Below are 17009 nucleotides of genomic sequence, written 5' to 3' on the forward strand. Positions count from 1 at the left end.
TTTTTGGTATTATTTTTTCCCTTTCGGGACTTTGACTGTGGCTTGAGCCGTCGTCTTATTGCCCGCCTTGTCGGTTGCTTCATAGGTGATGGTGTAAATTCTTCCGTTTCCATTGCCCGAACGTTCGGCACGAAGCAAGAACTCTTGATCCGCCGTCCCGTAGTCTGCACCTTGAATGTCGTTGGCCGTGTTGCCATCGCCCACCCCGTTATCGCTCTCGTTGCTGGTGATGGATACCAGCTTGATCGTGTCAATGCCGGATCCTTCGTCGCTGGCTTTCCAGGTAACCTTGATCGGAACCAGCTTGTGATTAGGCGTGGAGAGGACGGACGGGCTAACGGTCAGCTTCAAGACCGGCGGCGTCGTATCGACAGGGCCTTTGCCCGTCAGCGTTAGCACGCCGAAGACGGAGGGGTCCTGATACCCGTTGCCGGTGGCGTCGTTCCAGGCGGCTACACTTTGGCGCGCGCCGTCTTTGGCATCGTTGATCTGCGCGTCGAAGCCGATTTTTACATAATTCGCCGGGGTGATTGTTTTCAATGGGATCTTCATTTCCACCGTATAGTTCGTTCCGTTGACCCGGACTGCCGATACGAAGCCTTCAGCGATGGACGCCGGATTAAAGCTGGTCTCATTCGCGTAGTTCACGCGGTATTGTCCATCATCGGATTGGTAGAACGAGGTTTTGGCGTTATTTTCGTCCAGGAACACCTCGACGGAGTCCTGCTCCCATGGGTTGGGGCTGTTCTTATCCAGCTGCGCATCGCTCACTTGGATCAGGACGTACAGGTTGTGATCGTCCCAGAGCGCTTTGGCCGTACCGGTTGCGCCTTGCCAAGCGGTCTGGTACCGCTCGATCGGCATCGCCGGCGCTTGATTCCAAATCGCGTCGACGGCTCCGTCTACGGCAGGTGTGCCATAGAGGGCGGTGGATTGATTCGCCTCCGACACGTCCGGCTGGTGCTCTTCGATAAATTTGGCGGGGTCAATTACGCCGTAATAGGCTGGTTTGGCTTGCAGGTTCTTGTCGAACAGCAACGGGTTGGTCGAGGAGCGCCAGCTTGTGCCGTCATCCAATCCCCAGAAGGTCACGCGTGCAATATGATCCGCATGGGCTTTGAACAGCTGCATCAACTGCGCGTACAAATACCCCTGCGCATTAGCCAGCTTCTCCGACAGCTCATAGTTGCTGCCGGCTTGGATGTCCAGCTCGGTGATGCTGATTTCTACGCCCAAGGAGATGAAGCGCTCCAAGGAGAGCCGCACATTCTCCGGATTCGTGTTGACATTATAGTGACCTTGCATGCCGATGCCATCGATGAGGAGTTTGCCGGGATGGGTCAGTGCATATTTGTCGTTCAGCGCTTTGACCATGTGGTAGATAGCCTGGGCTTTGTTCTGGTTGTCCTCGTTGTAATCGTTGTAATACAGCTTGATATTCCATTCCGGATGCTGGTCGAGCACTTCTCTGGCGGCGAGGAAGGCCTGCTCGACGTAATCTGCGCCGATCGCGGTTTTCCATGGGGTTTCCCGCAAGGAAGCTTGCCAATCGCTAGGGTTCCCCGGGTTATCGTTCATCGCTTCATTCACGACGTCCCAAGAAATCACGCGGTCGCCGAAATGCTCCATAACGGTTTGAATATGGGTGCGCAGGTTAGCCAAGGCTTCTGCCCGGCTTAAAGGCACCGTGTTACCTTGCGCATCCGTTGTTGTGTTCATCCAGGCTGGTGACTGCTGATGCCATACTAAGACGTGGCCATGCATCTGCATGCCTTCGGCAAGAACTTGATCCACCAAGGCATCCGCTGCGGTAAAGGTGAAATTGCCTTTTGTTGGCTGCAGGCCATCGGGCTTCATCGCATTACCGGCGGTAGCAACATTGTGGTGCATGTTAAGCAGCTCCAGACGTACGCCTTCCAGATCCTCCGCCGAGATGGCGCTGCCGATCAAGAAGTCGTCTTGGTATGCTGTTTTGATCGGGACGAGATCCTTCTGAATTTCGATCGGGCCGGATCCAGTGGGCTCGAAACGGATGTCGTCAATGTAAAAAGAAGCGGTGGCATTGTTCGAACTCTCCACATAGATCGTTAAAAACTCGCCGCCTACGCTGTTATAACGGTAGGTGCCTTCAAATTGAACCCAATCGTCCCCGGTGTTGATCGTTTTGGAGGAGAGTTGGACGTAATTGGCGCTGCTGCCATCACCGATTTGCGTGGACAGCTGGATTTGCGAGCTGGCAGGCTCAATCAGCTTCACCCAGGCTGAGATTTTGTATTCTGCACCTTGGTCGACGTACTTCTCAACACGCAGCGATGGCCCGTGCCAGGTGTTGGTGCGGCCTTCCACCTTCAGCGCATAGGCACCGCCCGGTGTATGATTCGCTTCGTTCGTTACCGTCAACGTTTCTGTACCCGCCCGGCCTGTGAAGCCTCCGGTGGTCTGGTCTTCAAAGGTGATCGTGGTGAAAGGAAGGGCCGGGTCTCGAGGCGGTTGTTCGCCGCCGCCGGAGCTGTCTGCTTCTGTGATGCGAATATCTCCAATGTAATAAGGAACCGCAGCGCCTGCGGCGTTGGAGTTAATGCGCAGCGCTCGATCCGCGCTCGTATCTACGGTGAATTCCTTCGTCAACGTCACCGCTTGCCCTGCGACATAATCTGTCTCGGCATAGTTGCCATAACTGTCTACGGTTTGGAGCGCGGCTTTCGCGTCGGCTGGCAAACTAACGTCAGCGTCTACGTAAATCGTCACGTGTGCCGTATAGGTCTTACCGTTCGTGAGGCCAATGTCGCTAAACCGAAAATCAGCAGCGTCCCAGTTGTTGACCCGATTGCTGATATACAGGGCGCCTCCGTCCTCATTCCCAGTAAACACTTTGCCGCTGACATACGTTAGGGTCGCGCCCCCCGATTGAACCGCTTGGCCAATTCCACTCGCGAAGTCCTCATGATACACCGTCACCGTGTCGTCCGAAGCTGCGGTTCCAGCCTTCGTTACGTTGACTGGCCATCCTGCAGGCAGCAGCAACATCGCGGCGATCAGCAGCATGAAGGCGCGCTTCATCGTTTGATTCATGGACTCACTCCCCTTTGACATGGAATAGTTTGTTAAGCGCTTTCATTTTTTCTTATTAGAAGGCTCCTCCTTTCTTGCCACAAATCATACCATTCTGCTGTGAGCTTCGGCTTTCTCGAAATTAAAGAACTTTCCTTGGTTATTTTAGAAGGTGAAGGTGCGTTTAAGAGTTCTGTCTTCTTCAGCACAGAGGTTAGAAAATGGCCCCTATTTAGGCACTCATGGGTTTGACTGCTCTTAACCATCCTAACGCGTAAATCCAGCCCTGTATTAACGATCTAACTTGTTAAAGTCATCTTGACTTTCAAAATCCGAATCGCTACGATGTTCTGGTTGTGAAAGCAGAAACATGGTGGAGAGAGGTTTGAAGTTGGAATGAAGATGAGGAAGTATGCCGCGGATATTGCGGTCTTAATTGTAGGGGCCTTTTTATTTGCGCTGGCAGTCAATTTGTTTATCATACCGAACGACTTCGGTGAGGGAGGCGTCACGGGGGTCACGATCATTTTGTACTACCTGTTCCAGTGGTCGCCGTCGCTGGTCAATATCGTGATCAACGGGGTGCTGCTGATCGTCGGGTACAAATTTCTGGATCGGCGGACGACGATCTATACGATCATTGCGGTGGCGTTTAACTCGTTGTTCCTGCATTTGACGGAGAGCTGGCGAATCGCTTCAAACGAGCCTACCATTAACGCGGTATTCGCTGGCGTATTTGTAGGTGTTGGTATCGGTCTGATTGTCCGTGTCGGCGGGACAACGGCGGGAACCGTCATTTTGGCCCGGATCGCCAATAAATATCTGGATTGGAATATCAGCTACGCGCTGTTGTTTTTTGATTTGATCGTGGCGTTCTCTTCTTATTTCATCATTGGCCCAGAGAAGCTGATGCTGACAATCATTAACTTGTATATAGGCACGAAGGTAATGGACTTCATGATCGAGGGACTCAATCCCAAGAAAGCCGTCACCATCATTTCCGAGAAGCAGGATGACATCGCCGAAATGGTTGTCACCGAAATGGAGCGAGGCGTTACTGTCCTCTCAGGCCATGGTTACTATACGAAGAACCCGAAGGAGGTCCTTTATATCGTGATCAGTAAGCAAGAGGTATCCACCTTGAAAAAGATCGTCCGCTCTATCGACCCCTCTGCGTTCCTGACGATTCACGATGTGCGGGATGTATTTGGAGAAGGGTTTTTGGATATTTCGAAGTGAGGGAATTATAGTTAGATATTTATAGTAGTTGAAATATATCCCTAAAACGAACCGTCAGGATAATCTCCCTGATGGTTTTTTTCTTAAAAACACAATTTTGATGTATTGACAACGAATAGATAATCAATATACTTTTATTAAAAGCATTTAAAAAAGTATTATTTAAAATGAAGTTCAAAAGAACGAAGGAGATAGTGAACGTGGGGAAACCGCAAAATTGATGAAGCAGGGAGGGAGAGTATGGGAGAACCCATCAAGCTTAGGGTATCTCAAATTGAAAAGTCATTTCCCGGGGTCAAAGCGCTGAATAAGATCGATTTTTCCGTCAAAAAGGGGACGGTGCATGTTCTTTGCGGCGAGAACGGAGCGGGGAAATCCACGTTAATGAAGATCATCAATGGCGTATACCAGCCGGATGCGGGTGAGATTTATCTGGATGGGAAGCTTGTGAAAATTAGCAGTCCGCTGCAGGCGCGCCAACTAGGGATATCGATGATCTTCCAGGAGTTGAATTATGTGGCGGAGATGTCCGTGGAGGAAAATCTCTTCCTGGGAAGGCTGCCGGTCAATCGATTAGGGAAGGTCAACTGGAAAGAAGTGACCCGTCAAACCCTTCAACTGCTGCAAGCGGAGCAGCTACCGTATGACCCGAAGACGTTGCTCAAAGACTTGACGGTTTCGGACATTCAGATGCTGGAAATTATGAAAGCGGTATCAAACCAGGCGGAGCTCATCATTATGGACGAACCAACATCGGCCATCACGCAGAAGGAGGTCGACCGGCTGTTTGCGAAGATTCGTGAGCTCAAAGCCAGAGGCGTCAGCATCATTTACATCTCGCATAAGCTGGACGAGATTTTTCAGATTGCCGATGAAATCACCGTGTTCCGTGACGGGACTGTCGTGGACAGCAGACCCAAGGAGGAGCTGGATATTGAGACCGTGATCAGCTTGATGGTCGGACGTCAGTTGAAGGATACGTACCCGAAGGTGAAGGCGGCGATCGGGGAGGAAATTCTCCGAGTCGATGGACTATCTCGCAACGGGGTATTTCGCGATGTCAGCTTCTATGCACGGAGAGGCGAAATCATTGGTTTCGCGGGGCTGATGGGAGCGGGACGGACCGAGGTGATGCGATCCCTGTTTGGTCTCGATCCGTTAACCTCCGGGACGATCCGGATTAAGGATGAGGATGTGACCAAGTCCACTGTACAAGGCAGTTTAGAGAAAGGGATGGTCATGCTGTCGGAGGATCGACGGCGCTACGGAATTATTCCGGTTCGTTCCGTACGGGAGAATACGACGTTGTCCGTATTGGGGCAGGTGTTCTACGGGTTACGGCACCGTCCGAAGAGGGAGCAGGAGCTGGTCAAGGGGATGTTCGACAAGATGAGAGTGAAAACCCCCTCTTTGGAAACGCCCATTGCGTCACTCAGCGGCGGGAATCAACAGAAGGTACTGCTTAGCAGGTGGATGCTGCTCCAACCGGATATTCTGATCTTGGACGAACCAACCCGGGGGATCGATGTCGGGGCGAAATATGAAATTTACAAGCTGATCGGCGAACTGGCCGAACAGGGGAAAGCGATTCTTATGATTTCCTCCGAACTGCCGGAATTGATCGGGATGTGTGACCGCATTTACGTGATGGCGCAGGGTCAGGTGACGGGGGAGCTCGGCCGCGAGGATTTTTCCCAGGAGACCATTATGAGATATGCAACTGGAATGATGACCAGCGAGGTGAAATAGATGGATGCCACTCTTCATATCTGGCAATTAATCAAGCGGAAATACAGTATCTACCTGGTGCTGCTCGTGTTGTTTCTGATCTGTACGTTCGCGAATCCCAACTTTCTCTCCGTTACGAACTTAACGAACGTATCGACTCAGTTGGCGGTGACGACCATACTTGCATTTGGTGCCACGATCCTGATCATCTGCGGTATGTTGGACCTGTCCGCGGGCTCTGTACTGGCATTATCCGGGGTTTTCGCTGTATCTGCCTATAAGTCGACCGGTTCGATGCTCCTGGCCGTGTTGGTTGGCATATTGACCGGCGTTATATGTAACGTAATCAACGCAGTGATGATCAGTACGTTCAAGGCGCCGCCGTTTATCGCAACTTTGGCGATGATGGCCATGGCTCGGGGCGTCGCCCTTCACTATACGAAAGGTCAAAATATTCTCCAGCTGGGAGACTTCGTCGTCCTTGGGCAAGGGAAGCTGCTGGGAATCCCGATTCCGGTGTTATTTCTAGCCGCAATTGGCGTACTGACCTGGTATTTGCTCAGCCATACTCGATTTGGTCGATCCGTGTACGCTGTGGGAGGTAATGAAGAGGCGGCAGTCGCCTCCGGAATTAACGTACACAAGATTAAATACACCGCATTTATCATCAATGGTATTTTCGTCGGAATTGCCGGGGTGCTGTTCATGGCGCGGGTGAATGCAGGATTGCCCAATGGTGCAGTCAACTATGAATTCACCGCTCTAACCGCCGCTATTATCGGGGGGACCAGCTTCTCGGGAGGCGTTGGTACAGCCGGCGGAACCTTGGTGGGGGCCTTTATTGTAGGGTTCCTGGACAACATCATGAACCTCAGCGGTGTAAATTCCTACATGCAGCAAATTATTCGTGGCGCAATCATTGCCCTGGCGGTTATTTACGATATTCAAACGAAGAAACGGAAAACAAGAAGTCTGCTTGGCCGTGTGGAGGATAACCGCCAGACGATTCGGCAGAAGCAATCCAAAAACACTTCCGTTTAATGGTACCAAGGAAATCAAATATAAGATAAAGGATGGATGCAAAGTGAGAAAAATTAGATTTTCCACGGGAATGGTCTGCTTATTTGCTCTGATCTTGGCTGCCTGCAGCTCGAACAATGGGGCAGCTCCATCCAACGCTTCCTCCAGCGGCGAGACATCCGGTAAAACTTATAAGGTTGCCTATATTGCCCGGGCGCAATCCGATTCGTTCGCAGCGTGGCTGGCTAATGCGGTTAAGGATGAGGCTGAGAAATATGAAGATATCAAGCTGGATGTATTCGACGGCGAAGCGAATGACGAGAAAGAGAATTCGTTAATCGAAAATGCGATCACGAACAAATACGACCTGGTGATCGTTCAGCCCAACAATGGTGAGGCCCAGCGCCCTTATGTCGAGAAGGTCGTGCAGGCCGGGATCTTTGCGATTACGACAAATGCCCGGATATCGGGGATCGAAGGGGCTTCATCTGTAGACGCTCAGCCTTATGAGCAAGCGGCCGTGAATGCCCGGGTTGCTGTGGAACAGGTGCCGCAGAACGCGAAAGTCGTGGTCCTTCAAGGTCCGTCCGGCAATTTCCATGCCGATGAGCGTCGCAAGAGCTGGCAGGCAGAGTTCTTCGATAAACGCCCTGATGTGCAGATTGTCGGTGAGCAGATCGCGAACTGGAACAAGGATGAGGCCATGCGGTACATGGAAGACTGGGTGCAAGCTAACGACAAAATTGATGCCGTCATCTCAATGAATGACAATATGGCTGCCGGAGCCATTGAAGTTGTGAAGGATAACCCGAAATACAAAGATATGCTGGTTTACGGTGTGGATGGGACGGCTGAGGCAGTGCTTCTGATCAAAGAAGGGAAAATGACTTCCACAACGCTGCAAAATGCCTTTGAACTGGCAGAGAAGCTCCTGGATACGAGCCATAAGCTGCTCACCGGTGAAGAGAAGCAAATCGATACGGATATCGGCAATCCGCTCATTAACAAAGAGAATGTCGACGAGTACATTGAGTTGCTGAAGAAGGCCGGCGCAATTCAATGATGTACCCTATAACTTACTAGGAGGAGAAAACCATGCTGAATCGAGTTGCTTATATGACGGGACTACGAGATATGGAGCTTCGGACGAGAGATATCCCTGTGCCGCAAGATCATGAGGTGCTTGTTAAACTGGAATACGTAGGGATTTGCGGCTCCGATGTTCACTATTATGAAAGCGGACGGATCGGCAGCTTCGTGGTTGAGGGGGATTTCATCCTCGGCCATGAATGTGCGGGGACCATCACTGCGGTTGGATCCGCAGTCCGGCATTTGAAGGTAGGCGACCGGGTTGCCCTGGAGCCAGGGCTCACTTGCGGGAAATGCGAATTCTGCAAAACGGGCAGATACAACTTGTGTCCGGATGTGCGCTTTCTGGCCACTCCGCCGATTGACGGGTGTCTGACCGACTATATCGCTTATCCAGCGGATATGGCATTCAAGCTTCCCGATGGGGTCAGCACACGTGAGGGTGCACTTGTGGAACCACTAGCCGTAGGATTGCACGCTGCCAGCCAAGGGCATGTTAAGCTAGGCGATCGCGTCGTGATCTTGGGTGCCGGGGCTATTGGTCTTATGTCGCTGCTGGCCTGTCAAGCCTATGGAGCCTCGGAGACGATTGTGGTTGATGTGATCGAGAACCGGCTGGAATTTGCGAAGAAGTTGGGCGCTACCCGGGTCGTCCAAGCCAAACAGGAGGATGTCGTTGCCATCGTCGCAGCATGCACGGAAGGACAGGGTGTAGATGTTGTGATCGAAACGGCCGGGAGCGAGATCACATTGAAGCAGACTCCGTACCTCGTCAAACGGGGGGGATCCATCGTGATAGTAGGATTCCCGCCTAAGGATATCGTCGAGTATGACTTCATGCAGATTCTATTGAAGGAAGCCCGGATTGAATCGGTGTTCCGTTACCGCAACTTGTTCCCTCCAGCCATTGGAGCGCTGGCGGAAGGGCGGATTGATGTGAAGCCGATGATTACCCACGAGTTTGCATTTGAAGACAGTAAGCAGGCGTTTGACTTCGTCATCGAGAACAAGAACGAGGTCGTGAAGGCATTGATAAAATTATAGCTTTTTATAAAAAATGAAGAGGCGGACGCTTCCCTATGGAATGGGAAGGCGTCCGCCTGTTTGTTGTATTGGGGCCTGTGAAGGTCCCATTAAATCTCGTCGATAAATTGCTTCACCAACTGCAGAGCGGCGCCTACAGCCGTGGCTTCCAGCTTATATTTGCAGCATTGCAAATAAGTTCCATCCGGCTCAAACGTATTCCTGCGGGCCAGAAGCTCCTGAAGCTGGTCGAGGTGCTCGTCCATATAGGCTCCTACATAGCCTCCGACAATGACGTTGCAGTCGTACAGCATTCTTAGATTATTTATCGTAATCGCTAAATAAGAGAGATACTCTTCCCAAAGCGCTTGTTGCACAGGGGCTTTCTCGCGGAGTAAACGGAAAAACTCCGCCATGCTCCCATTTGTACTGTCCGACAAAATCTTCGCAGAACAATAGGCGTCTACACAGCCGCGTTGTCCGCAGTAACAGGTTCGCCCGTCCGGCACGATCGTCATGTGCCCGAATTCGCTGCTTCGCTGATTTTGTCCAGGATAAGTGCTGTGGCCAATAATGACGGAACCGCCGACACTGTTGTTAAGGGACAAATAAACAACGTCCTCGATGCCTTCCTCATTCCAGAATTCGGCCATCCCTGCGGCATTGGCATCGTTAATCAACACACAAGGATAAGGAATGAACTCCTCAAAGCTGCGGACGCTGCCCCCTTGAAAGTCGATGACAGAGGCGTATTGAACCGTCTCATTCCCATGAGATAAAATCGCCGGCAATGCAATGCCAACGCCAAGCAGCTTCTCCCGGTCGGCTCCGGATTCATCCAGAAATCGCTCCACGTGCTGGCCAATTCCTTCGAAATAAGCACGTTGGTTTATGAACGGATACGTACGGCGTTCATGGTGAATCACGTTACCACCCAAGTCGATCAAAACGATGCCAATATGATTGCGCGTCACGTCTAGTCCCAGTGCATATTTGGCCAGGGGGTTATAGGAGATGGCCTTGGCTTTTCGACCGCCCGTCGATTCAAATAGACCGGTTTCGATGACGAGGTCCCGCTCTTGGAGTTCCTTCAGGTTCTGCGTCACCGTTGGCAGCGAGAGCTGTAAGGTATGGGCAATTTCCTGGATAGATATCGGGTCGTGTCGATATAAGAACTGGTAGATCGTTTTGCGATTGATCTTCTTAACTTCAATGCTGTTAGCGCGTGGAGTCTTCATAGCGAGCAGGTTCACCAACTTTAATAAATGTCTTTTATTAATTACTTTATATTATACGGAACCGTCCAATCTTGCAAACTAATAAAGTCATAGTAGTAACAAAACAACCAGCCCTATCAGTGAAGGACTGGTTGTTTCTTTTATGCTGGGGTTACCCATACACTCGAATCTCAATTACTTCAGAAAACTGCGACCCGTTCGTCTCCTCAACGACCAGCTGGAGGGCTTTGACCGGGACGGCGGTATCCACAGACGGTGTACTCGCTTGCGCCGGCGGTTTGTCAATCCAGCCATGCGGCATGCCTCCTGTGAGATCGCAGGTGATCTTTTCCCCAAATTATTGCATAGGAAAAAAATCCACAGAGGCGTTGCCCCAAATTGCGTGGATTTGTTGCAAAAGGGCGGTGTTGGGGAAGGGGCATGATAAACGACAGATTAACAGACAGGGTTTCATGCTATAATTCACTTATGAATAGGGCCACCCAAAAGTAATGTGAATCTACCTGATGGAAGCTGCCGTATGGGATGTTACAGAAGAGGGGCATTTCACTGGTAATGTGCAGTTCAAAATGAAATAGTAGGAGATTCGTGGTGAAAAAATTTTTTTATGCATTTCGTCATGAATGTGATTAACTTGGTGCGAATCTGAAGTGAACATGATTTTCCTAGGAGGTTCGCACCACAAATTTCTTTTTATTTTTCCATTTTTACCATTAAATTCAAATGAATCGGCCACTTTTCGTGCATTATTTTCATAAATTGTTAATTCATAGTTAAAAAATATGCGTGAAATCGCAGTCGCACTCTATATGAGTGCGTAGATCGAAACAGGAGCCGTACTCCGGATGACCGGATTCACTTGTTACTGATTACTCGGGAGTCAAAGTACAGACTGGTCATGGCATTTGTTTGCTTGTGCTCCGGTTGGGAGCGGCTGTTGGTTGATAATTTACAGGATCATAGTCTCGAAGCAATGAATGGTCGCAAGTGTCTTTTTCCAAATAGGAAAAAAACTCCGCAAACGCATTGCGGGTATTGCGTGGATTTGTTGCAAAAGGGCGGCAGAATGGAGTGGGGGGGTGTAGATACTAGCCCCTGGAAAACATAGTTTCTTTCCGGAGGCTTTAAGCACCAAAATCTCTGACTTTTGATGCAAAAAGAACGAAATCTCCGAGGTGGTGATCAAGAATGGCCTGGACGATTTCGATTTGTATACTTCGATAATCGTGTACGGCTATGTTACTAAAACCAACCATGGCTTTCAGATTACGGTTAAGTTCTTTGTCAATCACTCCATTATCTAATAGAAGATCAAAAAGCCTCCCGACTGCTCTGAGGGATTCCCCATTTATTTTCTGAGACCAGATGCATGGCTAAATCGATACAAGCTTCACAGGCCCGCTGTAGGTTCAAGATAATGGAATCCTGTTTGGTGTAATTTTCGAGGTTCTCTCGCTTTCCTTCATACTCTTCATGGATCCGTTTCAGGCAACGGTTGATCGTTTCTGTTTTGTTCGCTAGTATATCGCGGTTCAATTGGCTCCCCCTCTCTGGTAATTCTCCATGATTTCTTTGCGCTCGTCGTTAAGCAGGGCATATTCCTTGAGGGCTTGCATAAATGCAGTCTGCCGGACATACGGCTCGACATCTTGCAGTACCTCGCCTGTTCCAATGATTTGTGCTTTGAAGACGGGATTGGCCAGAGGAAAATAAATCAGATCAACCTCGCGCCCTACCAGATTGGCAAGTTCAGAAGCGGCCATAAATAGTTCATACGCGGAGGGAGAGAGTTCCTCGGATATAAAAGCAATATCTACATCGCTGTCTTGGCGCATCTCTCCCCTTGCAGCCGACCCGAATAATATTACGGTATGCGCTTTGAAGTGCTCGTTTAAATAATTGATTATGGCGGATTTTTGCTGTGGTTCAAGTCTTGGATTAGGCATAAGACACCATCCATTCATTCTGTCAAATTGGAACCTTATCTTGAGCGTATCCAAATGTGCTTGAAAATACAAGTGTTTCGCAGATACGTACCACATGCGGCCACCGATTTTGCTATTCTTTTTTTTTCGATGCCATCCTTTCTGGAATCTCTCTACTACGGTCATCTCATCCCCGAGCAGATGGCCCCCAAAGACCCGCAATACCGCCAACTCAGCAACGCATTATCCGAAGCCAACAATGGCTTGGAGAGAGAAACGATCTGGTGAGGATTTTACCAAATTGAGGCGCTAATCGACTTACAGCAGCAAATTCAAGAGATGGAGATGGCAGCCGCGTTCGCGCAGGGTTTTAGGTTGGGTGTGGGGTTGATGATTGAGGTGCTGTTATTCGTGGAATGAAAAGAGGGGGCAATTTGCCCCTCCTAAAACACCCACAACACCACCCACAACCCCAACAACGTCGCAAACAAAATCGGGATCGTCAGCACGATGTCAACTTTGAAATACGTGCCCCAGGAGATGCGGACGCCCTTCTTGGCGAGGACATGGAGCCAGACGAGAGTGGCGAGTGAGCCGATGGGTGTGATCTTCGGGCCGAGGTCGGTGCCGATGACGTTGGCGTAGATCAGTGACTCGCGGATCGTGCCGGAGGTGGCCGTGTCGGCGATGCCGAGTACGCCGGTCATGACGGCCGGCAGGTTGTTCATGATCGACGATAGGAACGCCGAGATGTAGCCCATAGCCATCGTGGATACGAATAGGCCTTGATCTGCCACCGTTTGGAGGAGCTTGGCCAAGACTTCGGTCAGCCCGGCATTGCCGAGGCCGTACACGACAACGTACATCCCGATCGAGAAGACGACGATGTTCCATGGCGCGCCTTTCATGACGGCCTTCGTATCGACCGCTTGGCTTCGGCGGGCGATGGCCCAGAAGATCAAAGCCACGGTGTCGGCGAGCAAGGATACCGGAAGATGAAGGAACTCGCTCACGAGGTAGCCGATCAACAGGACTCCCATCACCACCCAAGATATGCGGAACAGGCGCTGGTCTTTGATGGCCTCAGATGGTGCTTTCAGCTTGGACGGGTCATAGGTGCGAGGAATACCTTTGCGAAAATAAAGCAGCAGCACCGCCACCGTTGCCCCGAGCGAGAACAGGTTTGGAACAATCATCCGAGCGGCATATTGCGCGAAGCCAATTCCGAAATAATCCGCTACACCGAGGTTCACCAGGTTGCTGACAACCAGCGGTAAAGAGGTAGTGTCCGCGATAAACCCGCTCGCCATAATGAACGGGAAGATCATTTTCTCCTCAAAACTCAAATGGCGAACCATCGCCAGCACAATCGGCGTGAGGATTAAGGCTGCCCCATCATTGGCAAAAAACGCCGAGACCACCGCCCCCAGCAAGCTGACGTAAATGAACATGCGGATGCCGCTGTTTTTTGCAGCCCGGGCCATTCGAACAAGCCGATCTCATCCAAGATCAGCGAAATGATGATGATTGCGATAAACGTTAGAGTGGCGTTCCACGTGATCTGCACGACTTCCCCCACATCGTCAAAGCCGACGACGCCGGCAAGCAGCGCCAACACCGCACCGCCGCACGCGGACCACCCGATATTCAGCCCCTTCGGCTCAGTTTGTCCCCGATCCATCAACGACAAGTAATAACATCGTATGACTTCCCCACTCTCGGCTTGTCACAAGGTGGCGGGTATTTTAAGATGAAAGTAGTTTTCTGAAAGGAACGGGGGGGCGAGAATGGAGTCTCATTTGCCGGGGTTGCCGGTGCAATCGTTGCGCGGGATACCCGAGTTGAAGTATGTCAATGCTGACAACGTGGTTCGCTACCGGGCGATCATGCGTTTTTTCTATCAGGAGTATAAAAGACTGCGGTATTGGCTGAAGCCGGAAGACGTCTTTGAAGCGGTCAAGGCTTGGAACGTGTGGCCGGATTATACACTTGAACTGTGCCAAGGCGACCTGGATCAATTGGTGGAGTGGCAAAACCTGACTGCCCGTCACGACGGTGGACGCTCCTCCACGCTGGAAGAGTATCTCAAAAAGAAGATGCAGTATTTGCTCCGCCCGTATTCCATCGAAATCGAACGGCTGCTGGAGACGCTGGAGAAGGTAACGGGGTATGGCGGTTCGCTGGAAGCTTCCTTATTCGACACGATTGCGGATAAACTGTTTGACATTCGTAGCCAGGTCGGAGAACTGGAGCCGGACGCGGCGCTGGAGCTGTGGAACGTCTTGTACCGTTCGTTTGTTAACCTCCATGAAAATGCGGCGGACTATATCGCTAGCCTGCATACGGCTCGGGCGGAAGAGATGATGGTGACGGAAGCTTTCTTGATCTTTAAGGAAAAGTTGACCGATTACCTGCAAAATTTCGTACAGGCGCTACAGCGGAGCGCTTATAAAATCGAAGGTAATTTGCAGCGAATTAACGATTCGGTACGGGATCTGTTTTTAGAGCAGGTCGTGGAAGGTGAGCTCCGAAAGCCGCGGCTGGAGGACGAACCGGATCGGGAGGAACTGCTGGAAGAACTTCGTCAAGGCTGGACGAATATCCGGCGCTGGTTTGTGGGCGAGGGGGCTGCGCCCAGCGAGCTCACCTTGCTGGAGCGGGCGACGAAGGATGCGATTGCCCGTATTGTACGCAGCGCGATTCGTATTCAGGAACGGAAGCGTTCGGGACTAAGTCGCAAAAAGGAGCTAGAGCACTTGGCCCACTGGTTTGCTTCGATCGAAACGGTCGAGGAGGCGCACAGGTTGTCCGCATACGCTTTCGGATTGTTCCCGACGAGGCACTTGCAGGGCGAGGATCTGCGCGACTCGGACCGGGCGGACATGTCGTCCTGGGAGGAGCGGCCGATGGTGCGCATGCTGCGTTCGCGCAGCCGCAAGCGCGGAGAGCGTCAGCCGGCGGACGCGGTGCGTGACAACGAGCGGCGGAAGCAGCGGGAGCGGGAAGCGTTCAAACTGCGGCAGGCAGAGGAATGGCGGATGATCGCGGCGTTACTAGAGCGGAGCTCCGTCAAAGTGTCGGAGCTCGGGCCGGTGACGGCCAAGGAGCGGCTACGGTTGCTGCAGTGGATCGGCCGGTGCATGACGACAGGAAATGGCCACTCGTTTGTTACGCCGGAAGGCGTGTTGATTCGGATGAGCAATCCGCGTACGGCGGAGCGGACAATCTTGCACGCGGAAGACGGCGAGTTGGAAATGGCAAACTACGAGCTGCATTTTAGGCTGACGGAAGCGGCGAATGGCTTGGCCGTGGGAACAGCCGCAAAGCAGGGGGCAAACGGGGCCGATATTACCGCTGCGGAAGCGGCTGCGGCGGCCGATACGGCAGAAGTCGAGGGAGAAGCCGGATCAAGATTTGAATCGGAGGTCCGATCCGAAAACGAGGCGGAAAGGCAGGGGCGGTAGATGGCTGGAGGTGCGCTCAAAAGACTAAGCAAACGGGGAATAAACGCCGAGCAGGCGGCCGAACGAAAGCGCGCGTGCATGCACGCGCTCTTGAACCGTCCGTGGGTTGCAAAGGAGGAAGACCCGGACTTGTATTTTGCCATCCGGGACCATTACGAGGAGCTGCGCGACTGGTTTATGGATAAGGCAGGTTTTCCGCTGATTATGACCCGGACAATCGCCAAGCTGGACAAGACGCCTGTGAAGGCGCACCCGTGGATGGGTTTTCCTGAGTTTCGCGAAAAGCGGGACTACGTTTTTTTTACCTATGGACTGTGGTATTTGGAAGGAAAAACGGAGTTGGACCAGTTCCTGCTCACCGACATCGTGGAGGAAATCCGCGAGCAGATGCTGAGCGCGGGGCTGGAGGCCGACTGGCGGAATTACTATGACCGCTTGTCGATGGCCAGAGCGCTGAAGAAGCTGCGGGCGCTTGGCGTGCTGCACAGCGTCGACGGCGATGAGGGCCAGTGGGCGCAGGACGCGGAGCGCAATGCATTGTACGAGTGTTCGCCTTTGGCCCGATATGTGCTTCGGCGCTTTCCGCGCGATTTGACGGGCTGCTCGCGGCTGGAGGAGTTGGAAGACCCCATTCCGTACGCCGACACACAGGACGGGCAGTCGATGCGGCGGCGGCACCGGATATACCGCCGGCTGCTATTGGAGCCGGCGGTGGTGGACAGGCACTGGGATGAGGAAGATTTGAATTATGTGCTGTGGCAGCGGCGGGCGATCATCGATCAACTGGAAAATATGCTCGGCTGGACCGGGCGGCGTTACCGGGAAGGGCTGTGGTTTTTCCATCCCGAGCTGACCGGCGAGAGCGAGCTGTTTCCGACGATGTCGGCCGCTTCGGATTTGGCGCTGCTGCTTGCGAGCGAAATCCGCAAGGAACTGGCGGAGGGAGGCGTATTGTACGTGGAGGACAACGGCACGGTCCGGTTGACCAAGGCGGATATCGAGACGCTTCTGTACAGGCTACAGCTTAAACATAAAGAGTTTTGGAGCAAGGATCTTCGGGAAGCTGCCTCCCAGGAACTGGCGGAACTGTGTATGAACCATTTAGCCGAATGGGGGCTGGGAGAGTGGGAGGGCGAGACTTCGTTCCTGATCTCGCCCGTACTGGCTAGATGGAGTTCGGAATATGCAAATAACGATTTTGATACTTAGGTGTGATGGATCAACATCCAAAC

11 protein-coding genes and 3 pseudogenes are annotated in these 17009 nt (G+C 51.9%); 8 read left to right on the top strand and 6 right to left on the bottom strand.

Annotated elements, in window-relative coordinates; genetic code table 11:
• Window positions 1-9: 9 nt before the first annotated feature.
• A complete protein-coding gene (locus PBA01S_RS06275) occupies window positions 10-3072 on the bottom strand; it encodes an endo-1,4-beta-xylanase (RefSeq protein WP_127575566.1) in 3063 nt (1020 codons plus the stop codon).
• Window positions 3073-3453: 381 nt separating this feature from the next.
• On the opposite strand from PBA01S_RS06275, the gene PBA01S_RS06280 reads away from it, so the two are divergent.
• The 5 genes from PBA01S_RS06280 to PBA01S_RS06300 all read left to right on the top strand — a co-directional run bounded on the left by PBA01S_RS06280 (window position 3454) and on the right by PBA01S_RS06300 (window position 9171).
• Window positions 3454-4290, top strand: a complete 837-nt coding sequence (locus PBA01S_RS06280; protein ID WP_028538588.1) for a YitT family protein — start codon at window positions 3454-3456, stop codon at window positions 4288-4290.
• A gap of 240 nt (window positions 4291-4530) precedes the next feature.
• Window positions 4531-6039 (top strand): sugar ABC transporter ATP-binding protein, encoded by a 1509-nt coding sequence (locus tag PBA01S_RS06285; protein WP_127575567.1) that lies wholly within the window; start codon window positions 4531-4533, stop codon window positions 6037-6039.
• On the top strand, window positions 6040-7059 hold the full coding sequence (locus PBA01S_RS06290; RefSeq protein WP_127575568.1) for an ABC transporter permease: 1020 nt from the start codon (window positions 6040-6042) through the stop codon (window positions 7057-7059).
• A 43-nt stretch (window positions 7060-7102) separates the two neighbouring features.
• On the top strand, window positions 7103-8101 hold the full coding sequence (locus PBA01S_RS06295; RefSeq protein ID WP_218027430.1) for a sugar ABC transporter substrate-binding protein: 999 nt from the start codon (window positions 7103-7105) through the stop codon (window positions 8099-8101).
• A 32-nt stretch (window positions 8102-8133) separates the two neighbouring features.
• Window positions 8134-9171 carry an NAD(P)-dependent alcohol dehydrogenase gene (locus PBA01S_RS06300; protein WP_085169390.1) on the top strand — a complete coding sequence of 346 codons (1038 nt, stop codon included), beginning with the start codon at window positions 8134-8136 and terminating at the stop codon, window positions 9169-9171.
• An 89-nt stretch (window positions 9172-9260) separates the two neighbouring features.
• Here the strand turns inward: PBA01S_RS06300 and PBA01S_RS06305 are convergent, their stop codons facing one another.
• From PBA01S_RS06305 to mntA, 4 genes and pseudogenes are all read right to left on the bottom strand, one after another.
• Entirely contained in the window at window positions 9261-10388 is a 1128-nt protein-coding gene (locus tag PBA01S_RS06305) for an ROK family transcriptional regulator (protein WP_028538583.1), read from the bottom strand.
• 151 nt (window positions 10389-10539) lie between these two features.
• Complete coding sequence (locus PBA01S_RS22690) at window positions 10540-10689, bottom strand: hypothetical protein (RefSeq protein ID WP_164744094.1); 150 nt, start codon at window positions 10687-10689, stop codon at window positions 10540-10542.
• 823 nt (window positions 10690-11512) lie between these two features.
• Window positions 11513-11924, bottom strand: a pseudogene (hepT, locus tag PBA01S_RS06310) (type VII toxin-antitoxin system HepT family RNase toxin).
• A complete protein-coding gene (gene mntA, locus PBA01S_RS06315; RefSeq protein WP_127575569.1) occupies window positions 11921-12334 on the bottom strand; it encodes a type VII toxin-antitoxin system MntA family adenylyltransferase antitoxin in 414 nt (137 codons plus the stop codon). The pseudogene hepT and the gene mntA overlap by 4 nt, the downstream one beginning before the upstream one ends.
• Before the next feature lie 129 nt (window positions 12335-12463).
• Here mntA and PBA01S_RS23450 point away from each other — a divergent pair.
• Window positions 12464-12733: pseudogene (locus PBA01S_RS23450) on the top strand (DUF6809 family protein).
• 23 nt (window positions 12734-12756) lie between these two features.
• Here the strand turns inward: PBA01S_RS23450 and PBA01S_RS06325 are convergent.
• Window positions 12757-13994, bottom strand: a pseudogene (locus PBA01S_RS06325) (arsenic transporter).
• A gap of 106 nt (window positions 13995-14100) precedes the next feature.
• Between PBA01S_RS06325 and PBA01S_RS06330 the strand changes: the two are divergent.
• Entirely contained in the window at window positions 14101-15777 is a 1677-nt protein-coding gene (locus PBA01S_RS06330) for a TIGR02677 family protein (protein WP_127575570.1), read from the top strand.
• Entirely contained in the window at window positions 15778-16986 is a 1209-nt protein-coding gene (locus tag PBA01S_RS06335) for a TIGR02678 family protein (protein WP_009223784.1), read from the top strand. It begins immediately after the preceding gene.
• Window positions 16987-17009 lie beyond the last annotated feature (23 nt).

This window comes from Paenibacillus barengoltzii NBRC 101215, from assembly GCF_004000745.1.
Lineage (GTDB): Bacteria > Bacillota > Bacilli > Paenibacillales > Paenibacillaceae > Fontibacillus > Fontibacillus barengoltzii.